This is a genomic window from Streptomyces sp. NPDC026500, from assembly GCF_055567635.1.
Map to the genome: position 1 here is coordinate 80,475 of NZ_JBVHQB010000001.1, position 24,663 is coordinate 105,137.

Consider the following 24,663-nt stretch of genomic DNA (forward strand, 5'->3'; position numbering starts at 1 on the left):
GGCGCATCATCGAGATGCTGACCGGATCAGCGAGTGGCGGCGGAAGGACATCCCGTGCGCTGCCAGCCCTACACTCCATCCCCATGCCGCCCCAGAACCAGACCACAGGCTCCACTGGTGAACAGTTGTCGATCATCGACACCCTGATCACTCAGCCGTTCCCTGAGGGGAGGGGGGACACGAAGACGGAACACGGCTGGGGCGGAGCTGGCTTTCACATAGTCATCCTGCGGGCGACCCAGGATTTCTGGGAGGACCGAAGCCCCGAAATTGTCGAGCCAGCGGTCCAGGAACTGGAGGCCGACCTCACCGCAGTAGCCCACGCCCTGACTGAGCGTTGGGGCGATCCGACCACGGTCGACCTGTGGCCATACCTCGGACTCGACGACCCGGACTATCCCAACACCGAGCCCGCGCCCGAGCCTCTGTGCTCCTTGTGCAGCGTCGCCGTCACCATGCTGGCGTGGCGGATACCGTCCAGCGGCCGTTGGCTCGGGCTGACGATCGGACAGGGCGACAGGGAGCTCCCGTTCGAACTCCTCGCCGCCGTCGGCGAAGAGTCTTCGTTCCCACAATGAACCGCATCACTGCCCGCACCCCGGCCCCGCGCCATCGTCCACAGAACACAGCGCTACGGCAGAACCCAATGCAGGATCGTCGCGTCATCCTGCGCTTTTCCACGCGGCCAGCACTGACCGTCAGGGTCGTCGGCCTCCGCGTCTCGCACCCGCCGAATCACCTCGCCAGGACCGGGAGTAGTGACGAGCGCGAACAGCTCACCCCAGGTGGCGAGTTCGAACCGGTCGACAAGACGAGTGGCCCCATCGCTCATCAGAACCACGGATGCCAACGAATCCAGCGGAACAGAACCGGTGAGCGCATGTTGGGCCGCTTCCGGGTCGGGCCCCGCGATCCAGAAACCTTCAGGACGGTTACGCAGCCTGGTCAGGGCATCCCTATAGTCCGCGAGCGCATCAGCATGTTCGGGCGAGCCCGTAGGCAACTCATCTACAGAGCCACGCAGTTGCTTGCCAACTTCGTCCAGTCGGCGGTCCGTAACGACGTCGACCGTGTCGTCACTGCCAGCCATAAGAAGCGCCGAGTCCCCCAGGACTAGGTATTCCAGGACGCCCGCCCTGGTCCTCGCAGCAACGACGGTGCTCGTCGGGCTTGCCGGATGGCGCAGGTCGCAGTCACCGTCATGCAGGGAACGGACGGCGCGGATCGCTTGGCCCAGACACTCGGCCAGCGGGAGAGCTGGCTGGACGACGATCGTGCCGAGCAGAACCCCTCCCAGCGTCGAGGAGAACCAGGCGACACCGTGCTTGCAGCCGGTCTGCCCCCCGGCCACTCCGGCACCGTCGAGGAGTACCGCGACCCCGGGAGAGGCAGCGGTGAAATCCTCGTTCGGGGCGTCGGGCGCCGCGGGGAGCGAGGCCAGCGAGATCGTCACGCCGCCGGCTCCTCGTCGTGACGGTAGAGCGGGCAGAGCAGTTCGACGTTACGGGGTTCACCGGTCTCGGGGTCGTACTCGACTCCCACGAGAGTGGAGAAGCGATGTTCACCGACCTGTCCCCACAAGGTGTTCAGGTCTGAGGCGAGCAACTGGACGACGCCGAGGGAGCCTTGCGTATGGATTCCGGCAATGGCCAACAGCGAGCCCGCTCCGTCAGGCCGAGGCAACCTGCCGAGATACCCGACGTCGTACGGGCGGGCAGGGTCGCCGTCCTGGCCGGACCGGTACACGGTGTCCGTGCGTCCGTCGACAACCGTCCACGGCCCGTCGTCCGCCTGCTCCCAGCGCAGCACCGGATCCTGACCGTAGGTGTCCCACATCTGCTGGGACATCCGTGGGCCGCAGACCACGACCAGACCGTCACGGTTGAGGTCGATGTCGCCACTCACCGATACGTGTTCGGAGAGGACGTCGAGCCCGTACGACCGCGCCAGGTCCTCCAGCCGCTTGCCCGAGCTGACGTCGTCCACAGCGACCACCGTCCGCCCGCGCTCATCATCGCGGCGCAAAGGCGTGGCCACGGTGACGGCGCCCCGCCCAAGAAAGGCTCCTTCGGGAGCCGGTCCGGTGTGCCGGATCTGATGAATGCGCCCGCGGCTCAGGCCGGCCTTTGCCGCGATCTGCGCATACGACAGCCCCTGCGCATGCAGGTCCTGAACCACACGCCGACGCAACCGAGCGAGTTCCGTAACTTCCTGCTGCGCGTCGGCCAACCTGGTCGTGACCTCACGCAGCAGCAAGTACGGATCATCGATGGCCGCGATCCGCTGCAACTCGTTCGACATGCCCACACCTCCTAGACGCACCCAGGAGTCTAGGGCCCTAGACGATTCGGGCGGGAGACGCCGTCCCGTACGAACATCAACCACATAGAAGCCGGACCGATAGCCAGGGACGCCACGAGGGCTCACGGGCCGCCACCCTCCGGAAGTACAACGCGGTCGGCCAGGCCAACGGGGATCACGCGCCGGCTCGCGCGAGTTCGGCCCAGACGGACCGACCGTGCATCCGCTCCTTCACTCCCCAGTCCTTGGCGCAGGTCGCCATCAGCAACAGCCCCCGGCCCCCCTCTTCCAGTTCATTGGCGGCGAGCAGTTGAGGTCTGCCGTCGCCACCCTCGTCGATCACCTCGATGCGCACCCGGTCGTCGTCGAGCACGACGATCACGAGAAACCAACCGCCCTTACGGCCACTCCGGGAGTGCCGGACGGCATTGGACGCCAACTCACTGACGATGAGCACGGCGTTCTCCACCATGCGGGGCCCCTCGGCCTCCATCAGCGCGGCGACGAAGTAACGAGCTTCAGCGACCTGTTGCGGCAGGCCAGGGAACGGACGGCACCACTTCGCGAGCAAGAGAAAACACTCCTCGTCTAGAGGGCTAGACAGCACGCAGGCAGCGTATTCCTTGACATGCAAAGCTTCCAGGCATTCAGAGGAATTATTCCTCTATTGAGTGACGTCCTCAGGCAGGGCACGCAGATCGCTCATGATCCGCATCAGCAGTTCTCGCACCTCATCGCCGAAGACAGCCGCATCCTCGAACTGGGCGAACGTCTCCTCGTACGACGCGACCGCGTCCGGGTCCTTCTCTGCCCGCTCATCCCGGAAGGTCTCCACGACCACCGCCTCCTGGTCGCACAGAGTGAAGCCGTGCCGCGGCATGACCGGCACTGGTCGGTCCCAAGGGATCACGCCGAACCGCACAGTGGTCAGGCTCTCCACCGCGAGCAGCCGGTCAAGCTGAGCAAGCATCACCGCCGGACTGCCAGGCCATGTCCGGAGCACGCCCTCCGTCACCACGAACACAGACTCTCGTCCGGGTTCGTACAAGACGCTCTGCCGATCCACCCGAGCCGCAACAGCCTTGCCCACCTCGACCGCATCCGCGCCGGGCGTGCTCGCGAAGACGTGCCGCGCGTACTCCGCACTCTGAAGCATGGCCGGCAGAACGACACACTGGAACGACCGAACGAGCCGGGCCCCACGGACCGCCAGGTCGACAACGGCATCCGCGGAAACACTCGAGCCCGACAGGTTCTCGTCTGCGCCCGCGGAAGGAGCCGACTCGACTTCGGCGAGAGCCACCCGCAACTCCGCGGCAGTAGAAGCATCCAGGCCGAGAGCTCCGGACAGGCGGTCGAGGACGTCACGGCTGGGAACCATCCGCCCGTTCTCCACCTTGGAAACCGTCGGCTGACCCACCCCAGCCCGCTGAGCCAACACGGCACCCGTCAGGCCAACATCCACCCGCAGAGCCCGAAGAAGTGCCCCCAGTGCCCGCATTCGTTCCTGCCGCTCACTCCCCATACCCAGCGTTCTACACCAACGCCTGGCGAGCACCCAGCGCAACGATCACACCAGCCCCACGAGGACGACGTGATTCAAACTTTCTCTACTGGTTCAAGCCCCGCCCGTTGGGCGGGGGAGGAGGCCCGCGAGGCCACAGCCCGCAGCATCCGGCAGGCCTCAGCCGTGGCGCACTTGAGGGAAAGGAACACGACCGCCACGCCCCTGGAACCGCAGCTCCCCCACGCGCCACGGCCTCAGCGAAGGACCTCAGCCTCGGTCCATGGCCAATGGCTTCGCGGGACCGAGTGAGGGGATCTTGGCCTTCGGCCATCCGGAGCGCTGACCCACGACTGCCTAGCCGCCGCACCGGAGACCACACACCACCAGCCCGCACCGCGGGCCGGCGCCGGGCTCGGGACTCGGGGCTTCGCTCCTGCCTTCGGCCCGCGCCGCCCCGGCCCCGGCCCCGCGCCACCAAGTTGCCCCAAGGTGATCACCGCTTCAGGCTCTGGCGCCAGAGGCCGATGCACCGGACCGAACCTGATACCCCACCCATCCCACATGCCAGGCCTCACCTGGGCAGACGCCATCGCATAGCCAGGCAGCACGACCCGCGCGTACACCCGACAAGACGCGTTGTGCTCAAAAAGCAGGTGCGCCACGGCTGAGGCCTGCCGGATGCTGCGGGCTGAGTCCTGGAAGGCCAGTGGGGAAAATCGGCGTTCGAATCCACACCTCAGAACGTGCCTCCGGCGGGGGCGCTCAGGCTCCGAGATGGCGGGGGCGCCGTTCGCGAGTGCCGGCCGAGTGTGGCGTGCGTGGGGTGCTTCCATCCCGTCCGCCGTCGACCCAGGCAGAGCCGAGCAGTCGCGGCCCAGGGCGTCAAGGTCGTTCGTACAGTGGCGCGCTCCACCTTGACGCCCTGAACCACGCCCGCTCCACGGTGTGTGGGTCGACGGCAGACGGGATGGGAGCTGGGGCGAGTGGTGGGTCAGGGAAGGATCAGCGTCGCCGCGGTTCCCAGTCAGCCACGTCGACCAGCCAGAAGCCGAAGACCATCACGACACCGCCGAAGGCCTTCACCGCCAAGCCGAGGTGGTGTGGCGTGTTGGTCATGGAGACGCTGACCAGGTTGATAACAAATCCGGCAGCCACAGCCAACTGTGCCCAGCCGAACGCGACGGGACGGCGGGCGTCGCTCCGGAACCACGCCGGAATCCAGCCCCAACCAAGGGTGGCGACTCCCCCGACGAGCAGCACCGGCGAGCCGACCACCTCGAAAAATTCAAAAACCATGATCGGCCTCCACTTCGGAGCGGGATCCTGACACACTCCCCGCGGATTGCCCAGCCGATCGTGTGAGCCCCGCGCCCCGTATGAGAGCCCCACCAGCAGACCGGACGGCTGCCAGGGGTAGCCTTCCGGTCCGTTCGAAGGTCTCTGGAAGGTTCCCTGTGCACACCACCGTTTTCCTGCTGCGGAGCGCGCTGGGCCTCGGTGGCAGTCTCGTGGGCGCGTGGGAGATGGACCGCCAGGCTTCGGGACCGGGCTGGAGGAAGCCACGGGTCTTCTCCGCAATGGCAGCCGTGCTGCTCGCCGTGCTGCTCGCCGTCTAGAGATCACCAGACGACGTGCCCCTCCCGTGCCCGTTCGGTCGGGAAACAGCGGGGAGCCACGGTCTGCGGCGGACAACACTACGTGAACGCCCCCTGACCGAGTCACCTGGTCAGGGGGCTTCACCTGCGGTGGGTGTGGGATTCGAACCCACGGTGACTCGCGCCACGACGGTTTTCAAGACCGTGTGCGGCTTGACTCACCCAAGGTGTCGAGCGCGCCCACGGCCGCACGAATATGGGCCGGGCCGCGACGCAACTGTTCTCCCGCGCACCACCAGGACAGTTGCCCGTCCGCATCCCTCGGATGCATGCCCAGGCCATGCTCGGCACACAGGGGCCACGCCTGCCACAGACGCTCGGTGACGGTCTCCTGCGCGGAATCGGCAACGATCGCTAGCGCAGAGGCAAGGCTGTCCGGCGAGCTCGGGTACAGACAATTGCCGTGCCACTCGCCGTTGGCCATAGCCACGTAGACGTTCTCCGGCTCACCCGCATCGTAGGGCGGAAGGCCCAGCAGTTGCAGGGGTTCCTGCTGGGGAAGTGTCACCGCCAGGTCCCGGTTCAGAAGGGCGAGAGCCCGGTCCCACATGGGGTACTCGCCTGGCGAGACGCGACGGGGCTCGGGGGAGTCGAAAAGAGCGCGCATGAGCACCATCCTCCGCCACACCAGGGACAGCCCCAATCGCTTAGCGCGGTCGGCCACCCTGCAAAGACCGCGTGCGGCGGCTGACATCAGCGGCTGACACCAACAAGCGCGAACAGCAGCGATCAGCGCCGGACCTCAGTGGACGATCGGCCCCGGCGCAGGACCGGTTGACCGATGTCGCCGGTCCCTTGTGATCGACCTGATAAGGATGAGGCCACAGGTTCAAATCCTGTTAGCCCCACGTGCGAAAAGACCCCCGGTCCCTGGGCGTGCGTCGGTGCAGCGCGCGCGGAGCGGGCCCCCGGGTGTCGGTGGTTGCCCGTACGGTCTGCGCATGACTGATCAGTGGTGGGCGGGCGTACGTCAGCGGGTCGAGGCTGCGGGCGCAGCGCCTGGGGGCGGCAAGGTGTTCGGGGCATTGGGGCACAAGTGGGTCTTGGAGGAGCCACTCACCCAGGGCGGGCTTGTCGAACTTGAGGCTCAGATAGGCGTGCAGCTACCGGAGGAGTACCGGGCCTTCCTGCTCCACGTTGGCACGGGTGGCGCCGGCCCCGCGTACGGCCTGTTCCCCGTTCGGCGCGTGCAAGGCCGCTGGCGTTGGGAAGGCGACGGCGCGGACCTGGCCGACCTGACGAGGCTGGCCGAACCGTTTCCCGACCAGGGCCCGGACCCGAAGCTGCTCGATGACCTCCTTGCCCAACGTCCCGAGGAAGAGGACTTCGACGATATCGAAGACTTCGACGACGCCATCGAGGCGTGGGACGAACGCTGGGATGCCGTCATGTTCGCTCCCGAACGCACTGCCGGTGCGATCGTGATCTGTCATCTGGGGTGTGCCCTACGGGAGTGGCTGATCATCAGTGGCAGCCACCGCGGCACGATCTGGTCCGACGGCCGGGCGGACGACGTCGACCTCGTGCCGCTCCTCCATGACGACGGGAAGCCAGTGACCTTCGCCCGTTGGTACAGCGACTGGCTGGAGAAGGCCGAGCAAACCGCCCTGTCGGCACCGTAAGCCCGTTGCCCTGTTCTGCTGAGCATTGCCATGAACGCGGCGGCGAAGCGGGCTGTACAGCAAGGAAGTACAGCAACCACAGCAACCACAGCAACCACAGCAACCAGCCTCGACCAGTAGTGCCTCCAACGGGCCATGAGGTGGCCTGTATGACCGTCACCGACTGATCCACATATAGCTACGGATCAGAAGGCGGTCACGCCGGAGAGGCCAGGTATCTTGAGCCCGTGAACGGCAAGAGCAGACGGATCGGGACGGCAGCCTGGCTTGCCCTCTGGTTGGCCATGACAGTCATTGGGTTCCACCTATGGGGCCTGGCCCCAGGCGACGGCTCGCAGAGCTGGGCAGCGTGTGCCGGGTTGGCCGCCTCTGCCATGGTCATTGGCGCGCTGTCGGATCACTGGCACCAGCGCCGGCGCAAGACGAAGCAGCGGACATCGGCCGGTCCCGTACTGGAGGAGTTCCGCACCGCAACCGCACCAGTTCGAGCGGGGAACAGCGGGGAACCACGGTGAAAACAGTACGGCGCGGCGGGACCGCATTCTGATCGTTCGCCAGGTCAAGCCCCATACCAGCTCTGAACGCCCGCAGCTTCCCAAGCTGAGACTCCGACTCTATCCAGCGACTCAGGTTCGCTGTAGAGCAATTCGCATCTCCTCAATGGGTGCCGGCCAGGGGGGCGCGTCCCGCAGAGCTGTGTAGTGGTCCGGTCGTCCTCGTTCCGGCAACCGTCTGCGCAGGAAGCGTCATCGAGATTCCTAGGTGGCGCCAGTGCTCGTCCCGGACTCGGGTCGCACCTCCGTTCGCCCTCCGTGTGCTTTCACAGCCCGGCATCCTCTCCTTCTGCGGACCGGGGAGGCTGCAGAAACAGCAGAACGTGGCTGCACCGGTCACACACCAAGGCCTTGGTCCCGCGCTGACGCGCCAGCCTTTTACCCGCCAGACGGACCTTTATGAATAGCGGGTGCATACCCGAGGCAACTCCCTCCGCCCTAACGAGCGGCCCCTCACACAGCGGACATTGAGACGGATAAAGGCCTCGCACTGGCTCACCACTCAGCTCGTCAAGCACCAATGCTCCTTGATCTTCTAGCAGTTAGTCGCCTGGAGGCTGTCCATGGCAGACAACACCGATGCGCCGTGGTCCCCACCGCGTAGCGTCCCCCATGCACTGAGATCCCAAGAGTTTCAGCCTGCACGTGAGTTGGCCGTCAGCGCGTAGACCGTCCGCCGGTCTGACATCACCAACTGACATCAACGACGGTGAACGCTGGCGGATGGCGGTGGCTGGCACCGGATGCGCGAGCGACCAGCGGGCCCCGTTCCGGCAGGCCGCACTGAGCTGCGAGCGAACTTACAAGGCGGGGGTCAGTCTTCGCCTACCTGTAGCAGCACCACAGTAAAGCCGTTGCCAGTGCCGGCGACCACGCCGTCGAAGGTGTGACGAGTGACGGAACTCCAGGCACGTACCTGTTCCGAGAGATCGCTGATATTCGTGTGCCAGGCAGACCCGTAGCCAAGCAGTTCGACCACGCGTACCGCTGCCCGACGTGCATGGGCGCGGTCACGCCGCGGTCTACCGGGGAACACCAGATCGTCCGCTGCGAGGTACGTCATAAGGTCTGTCGCACATTTCGGATCGACCTCGATCAGCGCCTCGTCCACCTCGGCCAGCGAGTTGGGGCCAGTCGCCCCAGGCACGGCGTATCGCTCCCAATCCCGTTCGGCCTCGGCAACGAGACCGCGAATCTGCTCCTCTACTGAACCCTCAGCCTCAGGCAGGACGCGGCCGAAGACCCCTTCCTCCCGAGCCAGCGAGTCAAGCAACCCGCGAAGCTCCCACGCGATGTTCATCGCACCATTTTCCCAGGCAGCTGGGGATGTCCCTACGGTATTCCTCCACCCATGAGAGGTCGTGCCAGATGCGTGCCAGATCCCACGGGGAGCCGCGGGGAATACCGGGGAATCAGAGGACTTGCCACAAGCTGTCGACGCCCTTCCGCCTCAGGTCAGTCCCCCAGCAAGCCCCAGATCACCTCAGCTTCCCAAGCTGAGAGCGTGACGGGTGCACATCGAGTGGCCGCATCGCCCTTGTTTCCAAGGCGCGTTGCCTTCGGTGTGTCAGTAACGGCCATCTGCACGGGTGCAGCCTGTCGTCACCGTTCCGTCACAAGTAGTCGCTGCACGGAACCCTGCCGCCTCCCGCCCTATCTGCACTCACGCACCACGACCACGCGTACCGCGGGGCAACAACCGACGACCGAAACCCGCGGACGAGACGACTCAGGGGGACGACAACATGCGTCACAGCAACGGCATTCGCAGGGCGGCTCTGGCGACGACGGCGGTCACGGCCGTCGCGGCGGCGGTGACCGGCATCCTGCCCGGCACCGCCATGGCGGCGAGCACCACCACCTCCACCCCGCCGCCCGCCTGCCCGGCCTCCGCCCTCCAGGTCAGCGCCTGGCAGGCCGCCCACCCGCCCGTCGGGACCGGGACCGGGGCGGCGGTCGTGCAGTTCACCAACGTATCCCGGAAGACGTGCGTCCTGAAGGGCCATCCGACGGTCGCGGGCGCCGGCAACGGCTCCCCCGCCCACAACACCCCGCTCAAGGTCACCCCCACCGGCAGGGCGGCCACCGTGACGGTCCGGCCGCACGGCAAGGCGTGGGTGAAGCTGACCTTCGTCCAGGTCCAGGGGGAGGGCGACGGCTACTGCGTGTCGGGCAAGACCCCGGCGGTGTATCCGACGATGGTCATCGGGCTGCCGCGCTCCGGGAAGCACCAGGTCGCCCTGAACGACGGGTGGTGGGCCGAGTGCGACAACAAGGTGGCCGTCACTCCGGTCTCGGCGGTCAAGCCTTCCTGACCCCCGTCCCCACAAATCGAGCAGCCTGCATGACGATCGCAAGGCTCTGACCTACACGTTTACGAGCAACTGCACATAAGTGCAGGTCAGCGACTCAATGCACCTCCCTGCGCTGAGTCGCTGACCTGCGGTGATCAAACTCCGATGACACAAAGTCGCGTCCGTCAAAGTCCGAATGGCAAACGGTCAAGATCCAGTGGCACAGGACAACCCAGACGCACCTTCGGCGGCACGCCTCGCTGTCCCGTCTCATGCGAATTGGCCCCTGTCGCAGGTGATCTGGGCCGATTCACTCGTCGTCTCAGGCGATCTGGTCCGTTGGTGCTACTCATGTCACGCGAGACCTCGACCCGCACGTCGATGCAACCCCGGGATCTCGGTTGGCAGCACGCGCCAATATGGTGAACCGATGACGTCGATCAAGCAGTTCCAAGTCACCTTCGACTGCGCAGAACCTGAGCGCCTCGCTCGTTTCTGGTGCGAGGTGTTGGGGTACGTCGTACCGCCGCCACCGGAGGGGTTTGCCACTTGGGACGATTTCAAGCGCTCGCAGCCACCTGAGCAGCGGGATTCATGGTTCGTCTGCAGTGATCCATCAGGTGTGGGCCCGCGACTGTTCTTCCAGCGCGTCCCCGAAGGCAAGGTCGTCAAGAATCGGGTGCATCTCGATGTGCGGGTCGGCACCGGGCTCGTGGGTAAAGAGCGCCTCGCCGCACTTGAGGCCGAATGCGCACGACTGGTCCCGCTCGGCGCGGTACACGTGCGAACGCTGTATGCCGATGGCGTCAACGAGTCGTGCATCCCGATGCAGGACATCGAGGGCAACGAGTTCTGTATCGACTGAGGGGCCACGATGCGCTGGCGCATGGCCGAGGGAGCGTCTGCCTCTGCGACGCAGGTTGCTGCGTCGATGGGCCTGAACTGCTTCGACCCGCAGGCACGGAAGCTCCGGCCCTAACCGAAACAACAGCGGCGGACCAGATCAACTGAGACGGCACCGGGCAACCGTGCGACCGGGGCCAGGTCCACTGAGATTTCCAGCGTCCCAGCGTCTCAGTTCTTCTGGTCGTTGCAGGTCACAGGCATCATCAGGGACCAGATCATCTGAGATGGGACACTCGCCCCCAACCCGCGCCGAAGCCGAGACCGCGTTGGCGAGCCATCTCTGAGCGCTCACCTGGGCAGGAGCACGCGACCGGCCAATCGCCACCGTCTCAGTTTCCGTCTCATTCACCACCGTTCACGGACGTTCAGACGAGACCACAAACCCACTCCCCCAAGCCGACCAGCCGCGCATGAACGCAGGTGAACGTCCCCGAACGCGGCCCAAGACCCCATCAACACAGTTGGAAAGCGTGTTGGGGGCAACCCCTCACGAGTTCGAATCTCGTATCCTCCGCCAGTGCCTCACCGGGCACTAACGTCGAAGGGCCCCGCTGCTTGCAGCGGGGCCCTTCGACGTTGTCCGTCTCAGTCGGTTTCTTCTTCGGCTCCGGGCGACACCCAGAGGGCTCGTCCGACCTGCTGCGCGACTTTCCGGAGCATCGGCCCCGTGACGTGCACGTACCGAGCGCACATCCGGGCCGCTCCCCCGGGCTCCCATCCCATGATCAAGACTCCTCACTCGCTCGTCACGCCCGCTCCACGGTGTGTGGGTCGACGGCGTACGGGATGGGAGCTGGGGAGAGTGGTGGTTGCTGAGGGAGCTATCCAAGGGCCTCGAACGCCGTCGTGGTCGCGTAGGTGCCGGTGGGCAGGTAGTCACCCATGACGGCGCGCTCGTCGCCGGGGGTCTCGGTGTCCTGGACGGCGTGGTGGAAGCCTGCGGAAGGCAACATGTTGCGCAGGATCAGCTTGGTGTCGTCCGGGTGTCCGGCGCCGTCTCCGTTCGGTGACAGGCTCAGCCAGGTGACGCCGTTGGCGGCGGTGGCGTTGCGCGGCCGGTCCTGCGGCAGGCTCAGCACGATCGTGTACCGGCCGTGGCTGTCGGTCAGCACGTGTTCGTCGTCCACGCAAGCGACCGCGCGGGTGGTGGCGTAGCTCTCGTTGGAGCACAGTGACCAGTACCGCAGGTCGGTGTGCGCGGCCATGCGCGGTTCGCGGTTGAGCGTTGCGGGGGTGACGGGCAGTTTGCCCCGCAGGACCAGCACGCCGCCGAAGGCGCGGCTGATGTACGCGGTGACGTACTGGTTGTCGCGGTTGGAGTACTGGCCTCCGGTCCGGGCGGGCGTGCCGTCGCAGGCGCCTTGGTAGGCGCAGGCCAGGCTGAAGGCCGAGTTGTAGAAGGTTTGCCAGACGGGCTGGGCGGCGGCGGGGAATCCGGTCGGACGGCCGGGCTGGTCGCGCAACGCCAGGTAGGTCTGCAGGGGCAGGGTGGTGAGAGGCAGCCGGCTCCGGGACGCCTCGACTGCTTGGCACAGGGCCGGACCCGTCACCGTGGAGCCGTCCGCCAGATGCAGGGTGGGGCGGGGCAGGCCGGCGCCGCCAGTGGCGTCACGACCGCGGTCGTGCAGGTAGACGCGGTAGATCAGAGTCATCGTCGACTGCCCTGTCACGCCGGCGTAGAGAGTGTTCCCGGCTCGTCGCGCCGGGTCCGTGGGGGCAGGGTCGCCCAGGACCGTGACGCGGTACGAGCGGTGGGCGTCAGACGCGCGCCGGGCGCCCGGGAGGTAGGGGTTGGACGAGCCCGGCTCCGGCCTGGTGGAGATGTCGTTAAGCGCATCGGTCGGCGCGTGCGTGGTCGTGTCGTAGCTGTTCAGCGACTGATAGCGGGCGTGGGCGTACTCGCCGTCGAAGCTGAGCCGGGCGCCTGTGGGCAGGGTCAGTTGTGCGGACCAGTAGCGGGCTCCCGCGTCGGGGAAGGCGTAGTTCTGGGCCGGGTCGTCGACCATGCCCGCCGGCCCCTGCCACAGGCAGTCGGCCGCCTGCGCCCCCGCGCTCTCGTCGGCGCCCCCACGGGCGTGGGCGGGTGCGGCGGTCAGGGCGGCGCTCGTGATCAGAGCGCAGGCCAGGGTGCCGAGTGGAGCGGGGAGCAGGCGCACGCGGACTCCTCCTTGAGTCTCGATGACCTCGCATCCGCGAGGCTCCCGAGACGCTAGAACCATGTGGGACACTCGTCAATAGTGTTTCATTTGGCACAGGCGAGCAATCTGTTCCGCTCTACGATGGCCCGGTGAAGTCCACCCCGGATTCCGAGCCCGTGCTGCCCCGACTGCAACGGCCGACGCGTGAGCTGGCCGTGCAGTACGCCCGGCGGGTGTTCCTGCATGGAGAGCGCGTAGACATGCGCACCCTGGCGGCCACCCTGGACGTCGGACGCAGCACGCTGTACCGGTGGGTCGGTGACCGTGAGGCGCTGCTGGCCCTGATCCTGGCGGAGTTGAGCGCCGAGACGTGGCAGACGGTGTCGGAGGGCAGCGTCGGTGGCGGAGTGCCGGGGGCGCTCGCCGACATCCGCCGGTTCATGCAGGTGACGTCCGGCCACGGGCCGTTGCGGCAGTTCGCAGAACAGGAACCGACCTTGGCCTTGCGCGTACTGATGGCCGAGGGGGGCCAGGTGAACGCCGTGCTACGCGCCGGCGTGACCGCCTGCCTCACAGCGAACGGTGTAAACGGAATCGACGCTCGGACGGTGGAGATCGTCGTGCAACTCGGCACGGCGCTGCAATGGACCCCGATCGTGATCGGCGAACCGCCCGCCATCGACCGTGCGATCACACTGATCCAGCACCTGCTTGACGAACCGGCATCACCGCGCCGACCGTAGTCGGTCAGGAGGTCCCCGGCCCGCTGCAGATTCAGCGACCGGACAACCGGCCCAGAGCTACACACTGCACGTGGCGAAAGTGGAGCGGAGCCACGGATCTTCCCAAGCTGAGATGCCCTTGACTGCGGGATCGGCTGCCGACCCGGTTTGTCGAAGCCGACGGCTACAGTCCGGGCATGCTGCTGCCACGCCCGGTCGAGGAACTGACCGCCCCGGGGTGAAGACTGCCGCCATGGACAGGCACCAGTTGTGCGCGGCGCTGCGGGCCGCCGGGGTCGCGGCCGGGCGGTACGAGATCGCCGGCTGTCCCGGCGGTCCGTGGCCGGCGGACCGTCTCTTCCTGGCCGAACAGGATGGCCAGTGGGTGGTGGGCGTCCACGAGCGCGGTCGGCGCGAGGTGATGGAACGGTTCGCGGACGAGGACGCGGCCTGCCGCCACGTCTTCGGTCTGCTGACGGACGAAGGACCGCGACCCGTTCCGCTCACTCCCGTGGAGGCCGAGCTGCTGCTGCACGACAGCGAAGCGATCCAGCGCGGCGCCCGCGAGCAACTGGACCGGGCGCTGAAGGCCGCCCGGCGACCGCCCGCGGACGGGACGCCGTAGAGCTCCGAGCGCCGCTCAGCTCCTGACACCCGAACCCCGGCGCCCGGATCCCGGCGCCCCGCCCCGGGACCCGCGCACCGACTCGCACCCGTCCAGGAGCGCGGACCGAAGGCCCCGACCGATCACGGTCGGGGCCTTCGCCGGGCAGGATGTCGAACGGCCCGGCTCAGCCGATCTTCACCGTCTTCGAGACGGTGACCTCGTCGATGTCGCTGGTGCGGACCGTGACCTTCATGGTCCAGGTGCCGGGGAGGGGAAGGGTGAGGCCGTCGGATGTCCAGTAGCCACCCTTGTCGGTGATCTCCGCGTCGATCGGGCCGACCTTCTGGGATTCCAGGGTGAAGGTGAGGCGCAGTTCGGGGACGGTCGCGAGGCCGCCGTCAGGGCCGAAGATCACGGCCTGGACGGAGTTCTCGCCCACCCGGCCGGGCGACAGCTCGATCTGGACCTTGCCGTGCCCGCCAGGGGTGCCGACGTCGAAGGGCACGACGGTCGTCGACGACGTCGGCCGGTCCGCGGCCACGACGGCGGCGGCGGTCTCGGTGGCCGCGCGGCCCGGCTGGGTCCCGGTCAGCATCGTCGTGATCACCAGCACCAGGATGCCGATGGTGACCTCGGCGAGCACCGAGCGGCGCAGGCCCCGGTGGTGCGCGGTCTCCCCCGGTCCGGTGGTCGGCCCGGGTCCCGTCGGCTCGTCTCCCGTCGGTCCATCGCTCGTCGGTCCATCGCTCGTCGGTCCGTCTCCCGATGGTCCGCCGCCCGTCGGGCCCTCTCCCGGTGCGTCCTTCCGGCCGGCGCCCGCGTCGTCGCCCTCGTGCTCTTCCTGTACGTCGCCGGCGGCGGCGCGCGTGTCCCTCGGCGCCCCGGCCGTCACCGCGACCCGCTCGGCGGGGACGGTGACGGCGGTGTCCGCGGTGTCCGCGGTATCCGTCATCGCCAGCCGGGCCGTCCAGCGGCGCGAGAAGGCCGCCGCGGCCAGCAGCAGCGCCACCCCGGCGAGTTTGACGACCAGGAGCCTGCCGTACGACGTCGAGGTCAGGGCGTCCCAGGAACCCAGGCCGCGCCAGGACTGGTAGACGCCGGTGATCGCGAGGACGGCGACCGAGGTGAGGGCGAGCCGGGAGAAGCGGGTGACGACGGACGGGGGGATCGGCTCGGCGGGGCGGTGGAGGGCGATCAGCAGGACGGTCAGGCCGCCGAGCCAGACGGCCATGGCGAGCAGGTGCAGCACGGAGGAGACCATCGCCACGGGGACCTGGATCCCGGCGGAGGCGTGCTCGGCGGCGGCCCACGTGACCGCGAGGGCCAGCGAGAACAGTCCGCCGAGGACGAGGACCCCACGGCCGGGCTCCCGGTCCCGTACCGGCGCCCGCAAGGGCATGAAGGCCGCCGCGGCGAGCAGCGCCAGCCGTGCCACCAGCACGATGCCGGGCCGGCTCGTCAGGGTCTCGCTCAGGATCGCCGGATCGAAGGCCCCTCCCACGCCGGTGCCGCGCTCATAGGGGCCGCGCAGCAGGAGCAGCGCGAACGTGGAGCCGAGCAGGGTCCACCAGCCCGTGACCAGCAGACGCCGGACGGAGCCCGGGAAGCCGCAGGCCAGGACGAACGTGGCCGCGCCGATGAGCAGAGCCAGTCCGCTGTACGCGGCGTAGCGGGCGATGTCGTAGAGGGCGGCGGAGGTCGGATTCCCCCCGGTGGGCGGCAGGGGCGCGGGGGTCGCGGAGGGTTTGCCGATGGAGAAGGTGAAGGCGCCGGAGACGGGGTGGCTGTCCGCCGAGACGACCCGCCAGGCCACGGTGAACGTGCCGGTGCCCAGGCCGCGCGGCAGGGTGACGCGGGCGGTGTCGGAACGGCCGTCGGCGTGGCTCGCTTCGCCGGTGTGGACGCGCCGGTTCTCCGGGGTGAGCACGCGGAAGGAGTCGTCGAGCAGGCCGACCGACTCACTGAACGTCAGGGTCACCTGGCGGGGCGCCGACTTCAGGACGCTGCCGTCCTGCGGATCGGTGCTCGTGAGCGCCGCGTGGGCGGACGCGCCGCCCACACCCCCGAAGAGCACCAATACGAGGACGCTGCCCAGCAGGGCCAGCGCCCGCGCGCCGAGCCGTCGCCGGTGTCGCTGACCGCTTCCGTTCACACGCCGTCTCCGTATCCGCATGTGCAGAGTCTCGGTTACGTACGGACGGGGCCCGCGTCCGGCTCACCTCGGCGCCGTCGGACCCTTCTCGAAGGCCTCCCGTGTGAGGAAGGCGAGCCGGGCGCGCTTCTCGGGCAGGTGGACCTCGGGCAGGTCGATCCCGGGGAGCACGACGTCCCCGGCGGGGACGAAACCCTGGCGGTTCAGACGGGCGATGGCCTTGGCGTTGCGGGCGTCGGGTTCGACCACGGCCCGCTGCCGGTCGAGGCCGGTCAGCGCGTACGCCAGGAACACCGTCAGCAGCGTGGACGACCAGCCGGGCCGCTCGCCGCCCGGTGCCGGGGGCCCGATGAACAGGTGGACGCCGATGTCGCCGGGCCGGACCTCGTAGCACTCGGAGACCCGGTCGGCCTCGGGCTCGTACGTCTGGAAGAGCGCGGCCGGAACACCGTCCTTGACCGTGAGGAAGGCGTGGTGGGTGTCGAGCGAGCCGAGGTGGAGATAGGTCTCCAGCACCTGCTGCCTGGTGAACCCGGTCATGCCCCAGTACGCGGCCCGCTCCTCGGTGACCCAGGCGTGCAGGACGTCGAGGTCGGCGTGCGGGTCCACGGGCAGCACCCGGACCGTGCCGAAGCCGTCGACCCGTTGCTCGTGAACGGCCTCGCGGGCGTCGGCGTACGTCTCAGTCGTCATCGCTCTCGCTCTCCTTGGTCAGCGCGTTCCAGTCGGTGGTCACCGGGACGAGGTCTCCCCTGACCCACAGGGGGAGTTGGTCGCGGTGGTGGGCCGCGCCGGGAACGCCGTCGGCTCCGAACGGGACCACCCAGAGGCTGTTGGACCGGTCGGCGAGGTCCCAGACGTACCGGGCGGCGGATCCGCGGGCGCTCAGGTCGGTCAGTCCGGGGACGGACGAGGTGGACAGGACGCAGTCGTTGTCGCCGGACAGGGCCGGTTCGTCGTACGCGGCGCCGGTGAGCGCCCGCCAGGGGGCGAGGCGATGGGTGTCGCCCCAGGTGCGGGACGCGGGCCGGGCGGCCACCTCCTCGACGGCGGCGCGGACCACGTCGTCGCGGTCGATGCCGTACAACTCCCGTGCCGTGAGCAGGTTTTCGAGGGCGAAGGCGACGCGCGGGATGAGCGCGAGCCAGGGCAGGAAGACGGCCGGGCGGGCGGACGGCTCGGCCGGCACGGCGAGGGCGGGGTGGGCCGCGAGCCGTCGTACGACCGCGCCGCGCACCTGCGCGTACACCGCCGCCGGGCCGCTGTCGGCGTCCATGTGCCGGTTCCAGAGCAGGAGTTGGTCCCTGAGTTCGGCCGCGGCGCCGGAGAGTTCCAGTGCGGGCAGCCGGTCCAACAGGGCCGCGGCGGAGGCGAGACGGGTGTCCATGTGAATGGCCGGCATGTCCCGCGCCGACCACTTCGCGCCCGCGTCGAGCAACTGCCGGATGCGGGCCGCGCGGTGGGGCGGCGCGAACTCGACACCGAGCGGGGCCGCGAGGCCGCGCTGGTTCGCCATCACGGCGAGGCCGTCCTCGACCGTGCCGTACGGCATCTCGTGCCAGCCGGTCCACTCGTGCCCGGCCTCCCAGGCGGGCACGACCCGGGTGCGGCCGGCCGCGTCGCGGACCGGGACCCGTCCCGCGACGCGGTGCAGCACTCCGCCCTCGGTGTCGGCGGCCTGCACGACGTTCACCGGCTCCGCCCAGGCGTCGAACGCCCGGTCCACGTCGGCGACCCGGCGGGCACGCAGCAGCGGGAGGAGAGCGCCGAAGCCGAGGTCCCGTGTCACGCGGGGCGGGTGGCGGAGGCTGATGCACTCCTCGGCGCCCACGTCCCCGATGACCACGGGCCCACGCGCCGTCTCGATCACCTCGACGTCGACGGGTTCACCGCCGGCCACCTCCACCCGCTCCGTGTGCCGTGCCGCGGCCCGCCACACACCGTCGGGATCGAGAGCCTCCACAGCCTCTCCGTCCCCGGCGTCCTCCGGGTCCACGAGCCGCAGCCGCTCCCGGTAGAGGTCCTGGTAGTCGGCCATCGCGTTGGTGATCGCCCAGGCGACGGTTCCGGTGTGCGCGAAGTGCGCGATGCCGGGGACGCCGGGAACGGCGAGGCCGACGACGTCGAACTCCGGGCAGGAGAGACGGATCTGCTGGTAGACGCCGGGTTCCTCGATGAAGCGGTGCGGGTCGCCGGCGATCACCGCCTGCCCGGTGGCGGTGCGCTCGCCGCTCACCAGCCATCCGTTGCTGCCGGCCGTGCCCGGCCCGTCCATGGCGAACAGGCCGACCGCGTCCGGGCCCAGCCGTCGTACGACCTCCTCGCGCCACAGCTTGGCGGGGAATCCGGCGAAGAGGATGTGGGTGCCGAGCCAGACTCCCAGCGGACTCCAGGGCTCCCAGCGTCCCGGAGTGAGCCCGCTCGCCGCGAACTCGGGTGCGCGGGCGGCCCCTTCGGCCAGTCCGGCGTTGACCCCGTCGACGTACGTGACGACCCACGCGGCGGTCTCGGGGTCCCGCGCCCGCAGGGCCTCGAAGCAGCGTCGCGCCGTGTCGTCGAGCCGGGCCTGCCGCGCGAACCGGTCCCAGCCGACGGACTCCGCGCCGAGGAACGCGGCCGAGGTGCCCTGGAAGCGGTGCCGTTCGACCTCCAGCTGCCAGGCCCGGTCCCGGGCGGTGACCCGGCCCTGGGCGTGGGCGAGTTCACGTGCGTCGGCGGCGCGCAGGTGCGGGATGCCCCAGGTGTCACGGTAGATCTCGGCGGTCACGGCCCACCCCCAGTCGTGTCAGGTTAGGCTAACCTAACTCACATTTCCGGGATCGTACGTCCGGGGTGAAGACCCGGTGAAGCCGGGCGGCCACGACCGAGCGTCCCGCCCCCGCACGCGGGATCATCGATCCATGGACGTCACTCTTCACCTCGCCCAGCAGCCCGAGGCCGACGAACTGCTCGGCCGCAGCCCACTCGCTGCCCTGGTCGGCATGCTGCTGGACCAGCAGGTGCCGATGGAGTGGGCCTTCGCGGGGCCGTACACGATCGCTCAGCGCATGGGGGCGGACGATCTCGACGCGAACGAGATCGCCTCGTACGACCCGGAGAGGTTCGCCGCACTGCTCTCGGAAAAGCCGGCCGTGCACCGCTATCCCGGTTCGATGGGCAAGCGCATCCATCAGCTGTGCCAGTACCTCGTCGAGCATTACGACGGAGACGCCACCGCCGTCTGGAAGGACGCCTCAACCGGCGACGAACTTCTCCGCCGCCTCAAGGAACTTCCCGGTTTCGGTCCCCAGAAGGCCCAGATCTTCCTGGCCCTCCTCGGCAAACAACTCGGCGTCCGCCCCAAGGGCTGGCGCGAAGCGGCGGGCCCCTACGGCGAGGCCAAGTCCTTCCGCTCGGTCGCCGACATCACCGGCCCGGAGTCCCTCGCCAAGGTCCGCGCCCACAAGCAGGAGATGAAGGCGGCGGCGAAGGCCTCCGGCAAGTAGTTCCCGGGCCGCCCGGGAACCGGCGTTCCCACCCTCTCCGGAACGGATGCCGGACCTACGGAGTACGGAGTACGAGGTACGGGGCTTCGCACCGGACCCGCTCCTCCCACGCCGGAGGTCCTGGAATCAGCGCCGTTTCCGCGCCGTCCCGAAGATCGACCGGGTGCTCTCCCGCCCGATCTGCGTACCCACGGACCGGGCCAGGGACTTGAACAGCCCGCTTCCGACGACCTGCTCGACGACGGAGGCGTCCTCCTTCGGCCCGCTCCGGCCGCCGGAGCGCGCGGCTTCCGTCCCACGCTGCGGCCCCGGGGACGTCCTTCGGCGTCTGCGTCACAAAGAAGACGCCGACCCCTTTCGAGCGAATCAGCCGGACGGTCCGCGTGATCGAGTCCAGGAAGGCCTTCGACGCGTCACTGAAGAGCAGATGAGCCTCGTCGAAGAAGAAGACGAGCTTCGGCTTGTCGGCGTCGCCGACTCACCCTGCTCCGACAGCTGCTCGGCGATCAGCTGAAGCGTCTTGGTCTTGCCGGTGCCGGTGGCGCCGGGCACCAGACCGTGCCGGTCGAGCATCGGCAGCGGGATGCGGATCTGCGCGTCGGGCAGGCGCGTCCCGTCCCAGATCAGCGCGCCGAGGTCGAGGGCGGGACCGGCGAAGGCGTAGCCGGAGGCGATCTCCAGGGCTTCCCTCGGGAGCGCGGGAGCGCCGGCCATCCGCTCGGGAGCGGTCCCGGCGGCAGCCGACGACATGGTCTCGCTGTCACTCATATCAGACCCCTGTTCCCGATTTGCAAGGATTTACGACATCTTTTCCAGCGTCGCACTCCGCCGCCATGGCTGCGCCCGGAAGGTCTTGACCGGTAGGCTTTCCGTGTGATCTTCAAGCGCATCGGAAACGGCCGGCCGTACCCCGACCACGGCCGGGAAAGCACCCGGCAGTGGGCGGACGTCGCGCCGCGCCCGGTCCGCCTCGATCAGCTCGTGACGACCAAGGGCCAGCTGGACCTGGAGACCCTCCTCGCTGAGGACTCCACCTTCTACGGCGATCTCTTCGCCCACGTCGTCAAGTGGCAGGGCGATCTGTACCTGGAGGACGGCCTGCACCGCGCCGTCCGCGCCGCGCTCCAGCAGCGCCAGGTGCTGCACGCGCGCGTTCTTGAACTGGACTAATGGCCACGGCTTGACCCCAATGGGTTGAACTGAACGCCGGGCAATGATCATCTAGTAGGCATTGGCGCCCCGGCGCACTACGCTGCGCCCATGAGCATGCTTACTCCCCCTGGCATGGGTGGCCAGTATCGGATCACGGGGGACAAGTACCCGCGGATGCGCCGCCCTCGCGGGCGTCGCAAGTTCGTGTTCGTGAGCCTCAGCTCCGTCACCGTTCTCGGGCTGATCGGGTGGGGGTCGCTGCAGCTCATCGACATCTACACCGGCGGCAGCAAGGCCACGGCCGCGGGCACCAAGGCGGACTGCGCGTCGAAGGTCACGCCCTCGGCGAAGCCCTCCGCGGCCGCCGCTCCCGCGGCCGCGCTGCCCAAGCCGGGCCAGATCACCGTGAACGTCCTCAACGCGACGCCCCGCAGCGGGCTCGCCAAGCAGACGGCGGACGAGCTGAAGAAGCGCGGCTTCAAGATCGGTGACGTGGGCAACGCGACGGCCGCGTACGACAAGAAGGTCGCGGGCGCCGGGCTGCTACTCGGTGCCAAGGCCGCCGACCAGGCCGCGCTGCCCGTCCTCAACACCCAGCTCTCCGGCGCCCAGCTGAAGACCGACGGCCGCGCCCAGGCCACCACGGTCGACCTCATCATCGGCACCGAGTTCAAGGCGCTGACGAAGAAGGAGGACGCCGACAAGGCACTGACCGTCCTGGCTCAGCCCAAACCGGCGCCCTCCCCCTCGAAGAAGAGCTGCTGACTCCGGAGCCGGGCTCGAAAGAAGAGCCGCCGACTCCGGGTTGTCACGAGCAGGAGCACGACTCCGGAGTCGTGCTCGAAGAAGCCGCCGACTCCGGGGCGGCTCCGCAGTCGCTGCGGGTTATTCGGCGGCCCCGTACATCCGGTCCCCGGCGTCGCCCAGACCCGGCACGATGTAGCCGTGCTCGTTCAGGCGCTCGTCGACCGAGGCCGTGACGACGGTGACCGGCGTGCCGGCCAGGTCGCGCTCCATGAGCTCGACACCCTCCGGGGCGGCGAGGAGGACCACGGCGGTGACGTCGTCGGCGCCGCGCTTGATCAGCTCCTGGATCGCGGCGACCAGCGTGCCGCCGGTGGCCAGCATCGGGTCCAGGACGTACACCTGACGGCCGGAGAGGTCGTCCGGCATCCGGGTGGCGTACGTGGAGGCCTGAAGCGTCTCCTCGTCGCGCACCATGCCCAGGAAGCCCACCTCGGCGGTCGGCAGCAGCCGGACCATTCCGTCGAGCATGCCGAGGCCCGCGCGCAGGATCGGCACGACGAGCGGGCGCGGGTAGGAGAGCTTGACGCCCGTGGTCGGGGAGACCGGGGTCACGATGTCGACCTGCTCCGTGCGCACGTCGCGGGTGGCCTCGTAGGCGAGCAGGGTGACCAGCTCGTCGGCGAGCCGCCGGAAGGTCGCGGAGTCGGTGCGCCGGTCGCGCAGGGTGGTGAGCTTATGGGCGACCAGGGGGTGGTCGACGACGTGAAGACGCATGTCCACAACAGTAGCGGGGCTACCGCCACCCGCCAGTGACCCGCCCGGCAAGGGCCGCCGCCCCGCATCACCCGTCTGCTGGCATCAAACCGCCCATCAGAGGGAAGGTGGGAGGGACGGACCTGGGGTGGTGTGCCAATGCGGAACCCGGAAGAGGAGACCTCCGAGCGGCTGGAGAGCGACGCCGAGCGAAGGAGGCGACGGGCCCAGTTCCTGCGGGACCTGACCGAGGCCCGCGAGCTGCGCGACCGGGTCCAGCCCCGCCGCGCCAAGACCGCCCGGCTGCGCCACGCGATGCGCATGCGAACGTTCCGCTGGTAGTCGACACCGGCCGCGGTGGTCGACCCGCAGGCGGCAGGCAAGGGTTCGCAGGCCGCAGGCCAGGGGTTCGCAGGCCGCAGGCAATGGTCGTCGACCCGCGCCCACCACAGACGTCGGACCACACGCCATCGTCACCAGCCCGCGCCGGTCGCGATCGTCAGCCCGCCCGTCATGGCCACGGGCCCGCGCTCCGCCGGGGGACGACGATGACGGCCCGCACGCCATCGGACGATGACGGCCCACACGCCATCGTCGTCCCCCGGCGCCCATCGCGGCCGTCAGCCCGCACGCCATGGTCGTCGGCCTGTGCCCGCCGCCGTCGCCGGCCCGCGTTCCGCCGCGGGTGTCGGCGCCCGCGCCTCGGCCGTCGGGCCCGCGCCCGTCGATGACGTAGGCGGGCGCGGCGCGTCTTCGCCACCTCCCGCGCCGGACCGGTTGGCACGTCCGCAGGGCAGGGCGCGCCACGCCCATGGGGAGTCGAGACGGAGAGTCGGGGACGAGCCCGGTGCCACCGTGGCCGACACGCCCGCGGGGAGCCGGCGGCGCTCCTCCGCACGGCCGTTGCCGCCACGCCCGCGGGAAGGTCCGCGGTGGGCCCGCGCCGCCGCCTGTGGCACGGCCGCCGTGACGGGGAGACGCGCCCGCACGGCACTCGGTGGCACGCCGGGGGGAAACCGGACGCCCGGCCGCTGTGGAACCGGGCCACGCCCGCGTCAGGAGGGGCCGTGTGGTGGACACGGCGGGCGGGGAGGTGCCTACACGGCGCGGGCATCCGCGTACGATCCGCTGTTAGCGATCAAAAGAGGCAGACACAGCAGGCCGAAGACGTCCCCTGAACGCTCTGTTTCTGCCACGATTCCGAGTGGGCGGGGCTCGGAGCAGCACTCCCCGCCCACAGCCTCCGCCGGGGGGAACCCCAACCGGCACGCCTATGACCAGTGGGAGAGTCACGGTGTACTTCGCCGCACTGCTCGCGCGCACCGAAGACGGGTGGGAAGCGAGCGATACAGAGCTCGACGATGTGGAAACCCTGTCGGATCTGACCGACCTGGCCCGTGAAGTCTCGGACGAGGACACGGTGCTCGTACTCATCGAGCAGGAGGACGCCTGGTTCGGCGTCGTCCGCGTGGACGGCGAGGAGGACCCTCGTATCTACGTCTCGGACGCCGCCGCGGCTGCCCGTAGCTCGTACGGCGAGATCCTGCTCACGGACGAACTACTAGGACGGGAGCCGGGCGACGACGACGCCGACCTGGACTCCCTCGATCTGGACGGCACGGAGGACGGTGAACCCGGGGACTCCGAGGACGACGAGGAGGAACCGGAGAGCGTGTCCGGCGATGCCGTGTCGCACAGCCCCGTCGGGGACCGCTACATCCTCGCGGACCTCGGAGTGAACGAGAGGGAACTGCTGGCCCTGGACGAAGGCGACGCGCTCAGCACGATCGCCGAGGCGCTGGGAGCGGCAGAGGTCCTGGAGACCGTCCGCTAGGCCCCCGGAAACGGTGGGCCCAGCCCCCTTGCCTGCGAGTCATCCCCATACCGACGAGCCGGCCCCATCCAGCGGGCCGGGTCTTCGCCTGCCGTTTGCAACTTGCCCCGCGCCGGGGCGGTGGGCCGGCGTGGGGCGACGCCCGCAGGTCCCTGCCGTCCGACCCGGCGGGATTCCGCTAGGTTCCCCGGGTGAGCACCCCCCACCAGGTACCCCGGCCGCCCGATCCCGTAC

The 24,663-nt window shown here is 69.1% G+C and carries 24 protein-coding genes and 2 pseudogenes; 12 read left to right on the forward strand and 14 right to left on the reverse strand.

The features are described from left to right. The first annotated feature begins 83 nt into the window (after positions 1–83). Complete coding sequence (locus tag ACZ4N5_RS00360; RefSeq protein ID WP_467754937.1) at positions 84–578, forward strand: hypothetical protein; 495 nt, start codon at positions 84–86, stop codon at positions 576–578. Positions 579–631: 53 nt separating this feature from the next. Here ACZ4N5_RS00360 and ACZ4N5_RS00365 read toward each other — a convergent pair whose 3' ends face one another. The 5 genes from ACZ4N5_RS00365 to ACZ4N5_RS00385 form a co-directional block, all read right to left on the reverse strand. After that, positions 632–1,453, reverse strand: a complete 822-nt coding sequence (locus tag ACZ4N5_RS00365) for a protein phosphatase 2C domain-containing protein (RefSeq protein WP_467754938.1) — start codon at positions 1,451–1,453, stop codon at positions 632–634. Next, a complete protein-coding gene (locus tag ACZ4N5_RS00370) occupies positions 1,450–2,301 on the reverse strand; it encodes a sigma factor-like helix-turn-helix DNA-binding protein (protein ID WP_467754939.1) in 852 nt (283 codons plus the stop codon). Before ACZ4N5_RS00370 ends, ACZ4N5_RS00365 begins: the two co-directional genes overlap by 4 nt. Before the next feature lie 175 nt (positions 2,302–2,476). Further along, a complete protein-coding gene (locus ACZ4N5_RS00375) occupies positions 2,477–2,872 on the reverse strand; it encodes an ATP-binding protein (RefSeq protein WP_467754940.1) in 396 nt (131 codons plus the stop codon). Between the two features lie 93 nt (positions 2,873–2,965). Further along, a complete protein-coding gene (locus ACZ4N5_RS00380) occupies positions 2,966–3,826 on the reverse strand; it encodes a helix-turn-helix domain-containing protein (RefSeq protein WP_467754941.1) in 861 nt (286 codons plus the stop codon). Positions 3,827–4,810: 984 nt separating this feature from the next. Then, a complete protein-coding gene (locus ACZ4N5_RS00385) occupies positions 4,811–5,104 on the reverse strand; it encodes a hypothetical protein (protein ID WP_467754942.1) in 294 nt (97 codons plus the stop codon). A gap of 158 nt (positions 5,105–5,262) precedes the next feature. On the opposite strand from ACZ4N5_RS00385, the gene ACZ4N5_RS00390 reads away from it, so the two are divergent. After that, positions 5,263–5,424: a hypothetical protein gene (locus ACZ4N5_RS00390; protein WP_467754943.1), complete on the forward strand. Its 162-nt coding sequence runs from the start codon at positions 5,263–5,265 to the stop codon at positions 5,422–5,424. A 175-nt stretch (positions 5,425–5,599) separates the two neighbouring features. Here the strand turns inward: ACZ4N5_RS00390 and ACZ4N5_RS00395 are convergent, their stop codons facing one another. Further along, positions 5,600–6,070: a hypothetical protein gene (locus ACZ4N5_RS00395; protein WP_467754944.1), complete on the reverse strand. Its 471-nt coding sequence runs from the start codon at positions 6,068–6,070 to the stop codon at positions 5,600–5,602. A 334-nt stretch (positions 6,071–6,404) separates the two neighbouring features. On the opposite strand from ACZ4N5_RS00395, the gene ACZ4N5_RS00400 reads away from it, so the two are divergent. Beyond that, positions 6,405–7,085 (forward strand): SMI1/KNR4 family protein, encoded by a 681-nt coding sequence (locus tag ACZ4N5_RS00400; RefSeq protein WP_467754945.1) that lies wholly within the window; start codon positions 6,405–6,407, stop codon positions 7,083–7,085. A 1,368-nt stretch (positions 7,086–8,453) separates the two neighbouring features. Here the strand turns inward: ACZ4N5_RS00400 and ACZ4N5_RS00405 are convergent. Next, positions 8,454–8,939 (reverse strand): hypothetical protein, encoded by a 486-nt coding sequence (locus ACZ4N5_RS00405; RefSeq protein ID WP_467754946.1) that lies wholly within the window; start codon positions 8,937–8,939, stop codon positions 8,454–8,456. A 445-nt stretch (positions 8,940–9,384) separates the two neighbouring features. On the opposite strand from ACZ4N5_RS00405, the gene ACZ4N5_RS00410 reads away from it, so the two are divergent. Next, positions 9,385–9,954 (forward strand): DUF4232 domain-containing protein, encoded by a 570-nt coding sequence (locus ACZ4N5_RS00410; RefSeq protein ID WP_467754947.1) that lies wholly within the window; start codon positions 9,385–9,387, stop codon positions 9,952–9,954. A gap of 409 nt (positions 9,955–10,363) precedes the next feature. Then, positions 10,364–10,798 carry a VOC family protein gene (locus ACZ4N5_RS00415; RefSeq protein WP_467754948.1) on the forward strand — a complete coding sequence of 145 codons (435 nt, stop codon included), beginning with the start codon at positions 10,364–10,366 and terminating at the stop codon, positions 10,796–10,798. 626 nt (positions 10,799–11,424) lie between these two features. Here ACZ4N5_RS00415 and ACZ4N5_RS00420 read toward each other — a convergent pair. Together ACZ4N5_RS00420 and ACZ4N5_RS00425 are read right to left on the reverse strand one after the other, a co-directional pair. After that, a pseudogene (locus ACZ4N5_RS00420) lies at positions 11,425–11,565 on the reverse strand (site-specific integrase); the annotation flags it as partial. 95 nt (positions 11,566–11,660) lie between these two features. Continuing rightward, entirely contained in the window at positions 11,661–12,995 is a 1,335-nt protein-coding gene (locus tag ACZ4N5_RS00425) for a hypothetical protein (protein WP_467754949.1), read from the reverse strand. Between the two features lie 242 nt (positions 12,996–13,237). On the opposite strand from ACZ4N5_RS00425, the gene ACZ4N5_RS00430 reads away from it, so the two are divergent. After that, positions 13,238–13,720 (forward strand): QsdR family transcriptional regulator, encoded by a 483-nt coding sequence (locus ACZ4N5_RS00430; RefSeq protein ID WP_467754950.1) that lies wholly within the window; start codon positions 13,238–13,240, stop codon positions 13,718–13,720. 232 nt (positions 13,721–13,952) lie between these two features. Then, positions 13,953–14,324 carry a hypothetical protein gene (locus ACZ4N5_RS00435; RefSeq protein WP_467754951.1) on the forward strand — a complete coding sequence of 124 codons (372 nt, stop codon included), beginning with the start codon at positions 13,953–13,955 and terminating at the stop codon, positions 14,322–14,324. Between the two features lie 166 nt (positions 14,325–14,490). On the opposite strand, the gene ACZ4N5_RS00440 is transcribed toward ACZ4N5_RS00435, so the two are convergent. From ACZ4N5_RS00440 to ACZ4N5_RS00450, 3 genes are read right to left on the reverse strand one after another with little or no spacing between them, the layout of a single operon-like run. After that, a complete protein-coding gene (locus ACZ4N5_RS00440; RefSeq protein ID WP_467754952.1) occupies positions 14,491–16,479 on the reverse strand; it encodes a copper resistance CopC/CopD family protein in 1,989 nt (662 codons plus the stop codon). A 42-nt stretch (positions 16,480–16,521) separates the two neighbouring features. Further along, the gene (locus ACZ4N5_RS00445) at positions 16,522–17,151 is read right to left on the reverse strand and encodes a GNAT family N-acetyltransferase (RefSeq protein WP_467754953.1); all 630 of its coding nucleotides are present in this window, start codon (positions 17,149–17,151) and stop codon (positions 16,522–16,524) included. Beyond that, positions 17,141–19,225 (reverse strand): penicillin acylase family protein, encoded by a 2,085-nt coding sequence (locus tag ACZ4N5_RS00450; protein WP_467754954.1) that lies wholly within the window; start codon positions 19,223–19,225, stop codon positions 17,141–17,143. The genes ACZ4N5_RS00445 and ACZ4N5_RS00450 overlap by 11 nt, the downstream gene beginning before the upstream one ends. Before the next feature lie 133 nt (positions 19,226–19,358). Here ACZ4N5_RS00450 and ACZ4N5_RS00455 point away from each other — a divergent pair, with 133 nt between their 5' ends. After that, positions 19,359–19,943 (forward strand): HhH-GPD-type base excision DNA repair protein, encoded by a 585-nt coding sequence (locus ACZ4N5_RS00455; RefSeq protein WP_467754955.1) that lies wholly within the window; start codon positions 19,359–19,361, stop codon positions 19,941–19,943. 310 nt (positions 19,944–20,253) lie between these two features. Here ACZ4N5_RS00455 and ACZ4N5_RS00460 read toward each other — a convergent pair. Further along, positions 20,254–20,711: pseudogene (locus ACZ4N5_RS00460) on the reverse strand (helicase HerA-like domain-containing protein); the annotation flags it as partial. Between the two features lie 105 nt (positions 20,712–20,816). Here ACZ4N5_RS00460 and ACZ4N5_RS00465 point away from each other — a divergent pair. Further along, entirely contained in the window at positions 20,817–21,113 is a 297-nt protein-coding gene (locus tag ACZ4N5_RS00465) for a type II toxin-antitoxin system VapB family antitoxin (protein WP_003999914.1), read from the forward strand. 90 nt (positions 21,114–21,203) lie between these two features. Continuing rightward, positions 21,204–21,860 carry a LytR C-terminal domain-containing protein gene (locus ACZ4N5_RS00470; protein WP_467754956.1) on the forward strand — a complete coding sequence of 219 codons (657 nt, stop codon included), beginning with the start codon at positions 21,204–21,206 and terminating at the stop codon, positions 21,858–21,860. A gap of 120 nt (positions 21,861–21,980) precedes the next feature. Here the strand turns inward: ACZ4N5_RS00470 and upp are convergent, their stop codons facing one another. Next, on the reverse strand, positions 21,981–22,616 hold the full coding sequence (gene upp / locus ACZ4N5_RS00475; protein ID WP_261703858.1) for a uracil phosphoribosyltransferase: 636 nt from the start codon (positions 22,614–22,616) through the stop codon (positions 21,981–21,983). Positions 22,617–22,754: 138 nt separating this feature from the next. Here upp and ACZ4N5_RS00480 point away from each other — a divergent pair, with 138 nt between their 5' ends. Further along, on the forward strand, positions 22,755–22,937 hold the full coding sequence (locus ACZ4N5_RS00480; RefSeq protein ID WP_351551613.1) for a hypothetical protein: 183 nt from the start codon (positions 22,755–22,757) through the stop codon (positions 22,935–22,937). 952 nt (positions 22,938–23,889) lie between these two features. Next, complete coding sequence (locus tag ACZ4N5_RS00485; protein ID WP_467755373.1) at positions 23,890–24,429, forward strand: tRNA adenosine deaminase-associated protein; 540 nt, start codon at positions 23,890–23,892, stop codon at positions 24,427–24,429. Positions 24,430–24,663 lie beyond the last annotated feature (234 nt).

What these genes read in the sequence shown, in the direction of transcription:
- ACZ4N5_RS00445 (WP_467754953.1), bottom strand. Translation starts at nt 17,151, where the DNA reads ATGACGACTGAGACGTACGCCGACGCCCGCGAGGCCGTTCACGAGCAA.
- ACZ4N5_RS00435 (WP_467754951.1), top strand. Translation starts at nt 13,953, where the DNA reads ATGGACAGGCACCAGTTGTGCGCGGCGCTGCGGGCCGCCGGGGTCGCG.
- ACZ4N5_RS00410 (WP_467754947.1), top strand. Translation starts at nt 9,385, where the DNA reads ATGCGTCACAGCAACGGCATTCGCAGGGCGGCTCTGGCGACGACGGCG.
- ACZ4N5_RS00370 (WP_467754939.1), bottom strand. Translation starts at nt 2,301, where the DNA reads ATGTCGAACGAGTTGCAGCGGATCGCGGCCATCGATGATCCGTACTTG.
- ACZ4N5_RS00380 (WP_467754941.1), bottom strand. Translation starts at nt 3,826, where the DNA reads ATGGGGAGTGAGCGGCAGGAACGAATGCGGGCACTGGGGGCACTTCTT.
- ACZ4N5_RS00470 (WP_467754956.1), top strand. Translation starts at nt 21,204, where the DNA reads ATGAGCATGCTTACTCCCCCTGGCATGGGTGGCCAGTATCGGATCACG.
- upp (WP_261703858.1), bottom strand. Translation starts at nt 22,616, where the DNA reads ATGCGTCTTCACGTCGTCGACCACCCCCTGGTCGCCCATAAGCTCACC.
- ACZ4N5_RS00430 (WP_467754950.1), top strand. Translation starts at nt 13,238, where the DNA reads ATGCGCACCCTGGCGGCCACCCTGGACGTCGGACGCAGCACGCTGTAC.
- ACZ4N5_RS00385 (WP_467754942.1), bottom strand. Translation starts at nt 5,104, where the DNA reads ATGGTTTTTGAATTTTTCGAGGTGGTCGGCTCGCCGGTGCTGCTCGTC.
- ACZ4N5_RS00395 (WP_467754944.1), bottom strand. Translation starts at nt 6,070, where the DNA reads ATGCGCGCTCTTTTCGACTCCCCCGAGCCCCGTCGCGTCTCGCCAGGC.
- ACZ4N5_RS00360 (WP_467754937.1), top strand. Translation starts at nt 84, where the DNA reads ATGCCGCCCCAGAACCAGACCACAGGCTCCACTGGTGAACAGTTGTCG.
- ACZ4N5_RS00480 (WP_351551613.1), top strand. Translation starts at nt 22,755, where the DNA reads ATGCGGAACCCGGAAGAGGAGACCTCCGAGCGGCTGGAGAGCGACGCC.
- ACZ4N5_RS00440 (WP_467754952.1), bottom strand. Translation starts at nt 16,479, where the DNA reads ATGCGGATACGGAGACGGCGTGTGAACGGAAGCGGTCAGCGACACCGG.
- ACZ4N5_RS00405 (WP_467754946.1), bottom strand. Translation starts at nt 8,939, where the DNA reads ATGAACATCGCGTGGGAGCTTCGCGGGTTGCTTGACTCGCTGGCTCGG.
- ACZ4N5_RS00455 (WP_467754955.1), top strand. Translation starts at nt 19,359, where the DNA reads ATGGACGTCACTCTTCACCTCGCCCAGCAGCCCGAGGCCGACGAACTG.
- ACZ4N5_RS00415 (WP_467754948.1), top strand. Translation starts at nt 10,364, where the DNA reads ATGACGTCGATCAAGCAGTTCCAAGTCACCTTCGACTGCGCAGAACCT.
- ACZ4N5_RS00400 (WP_467754945.1), top strand. Translation starts at nt 6,405, where the DNA reads ATGACTGATCAGTGGTGGGCGGGCGTACGTCAGCGGGTCGAGGCTGCG.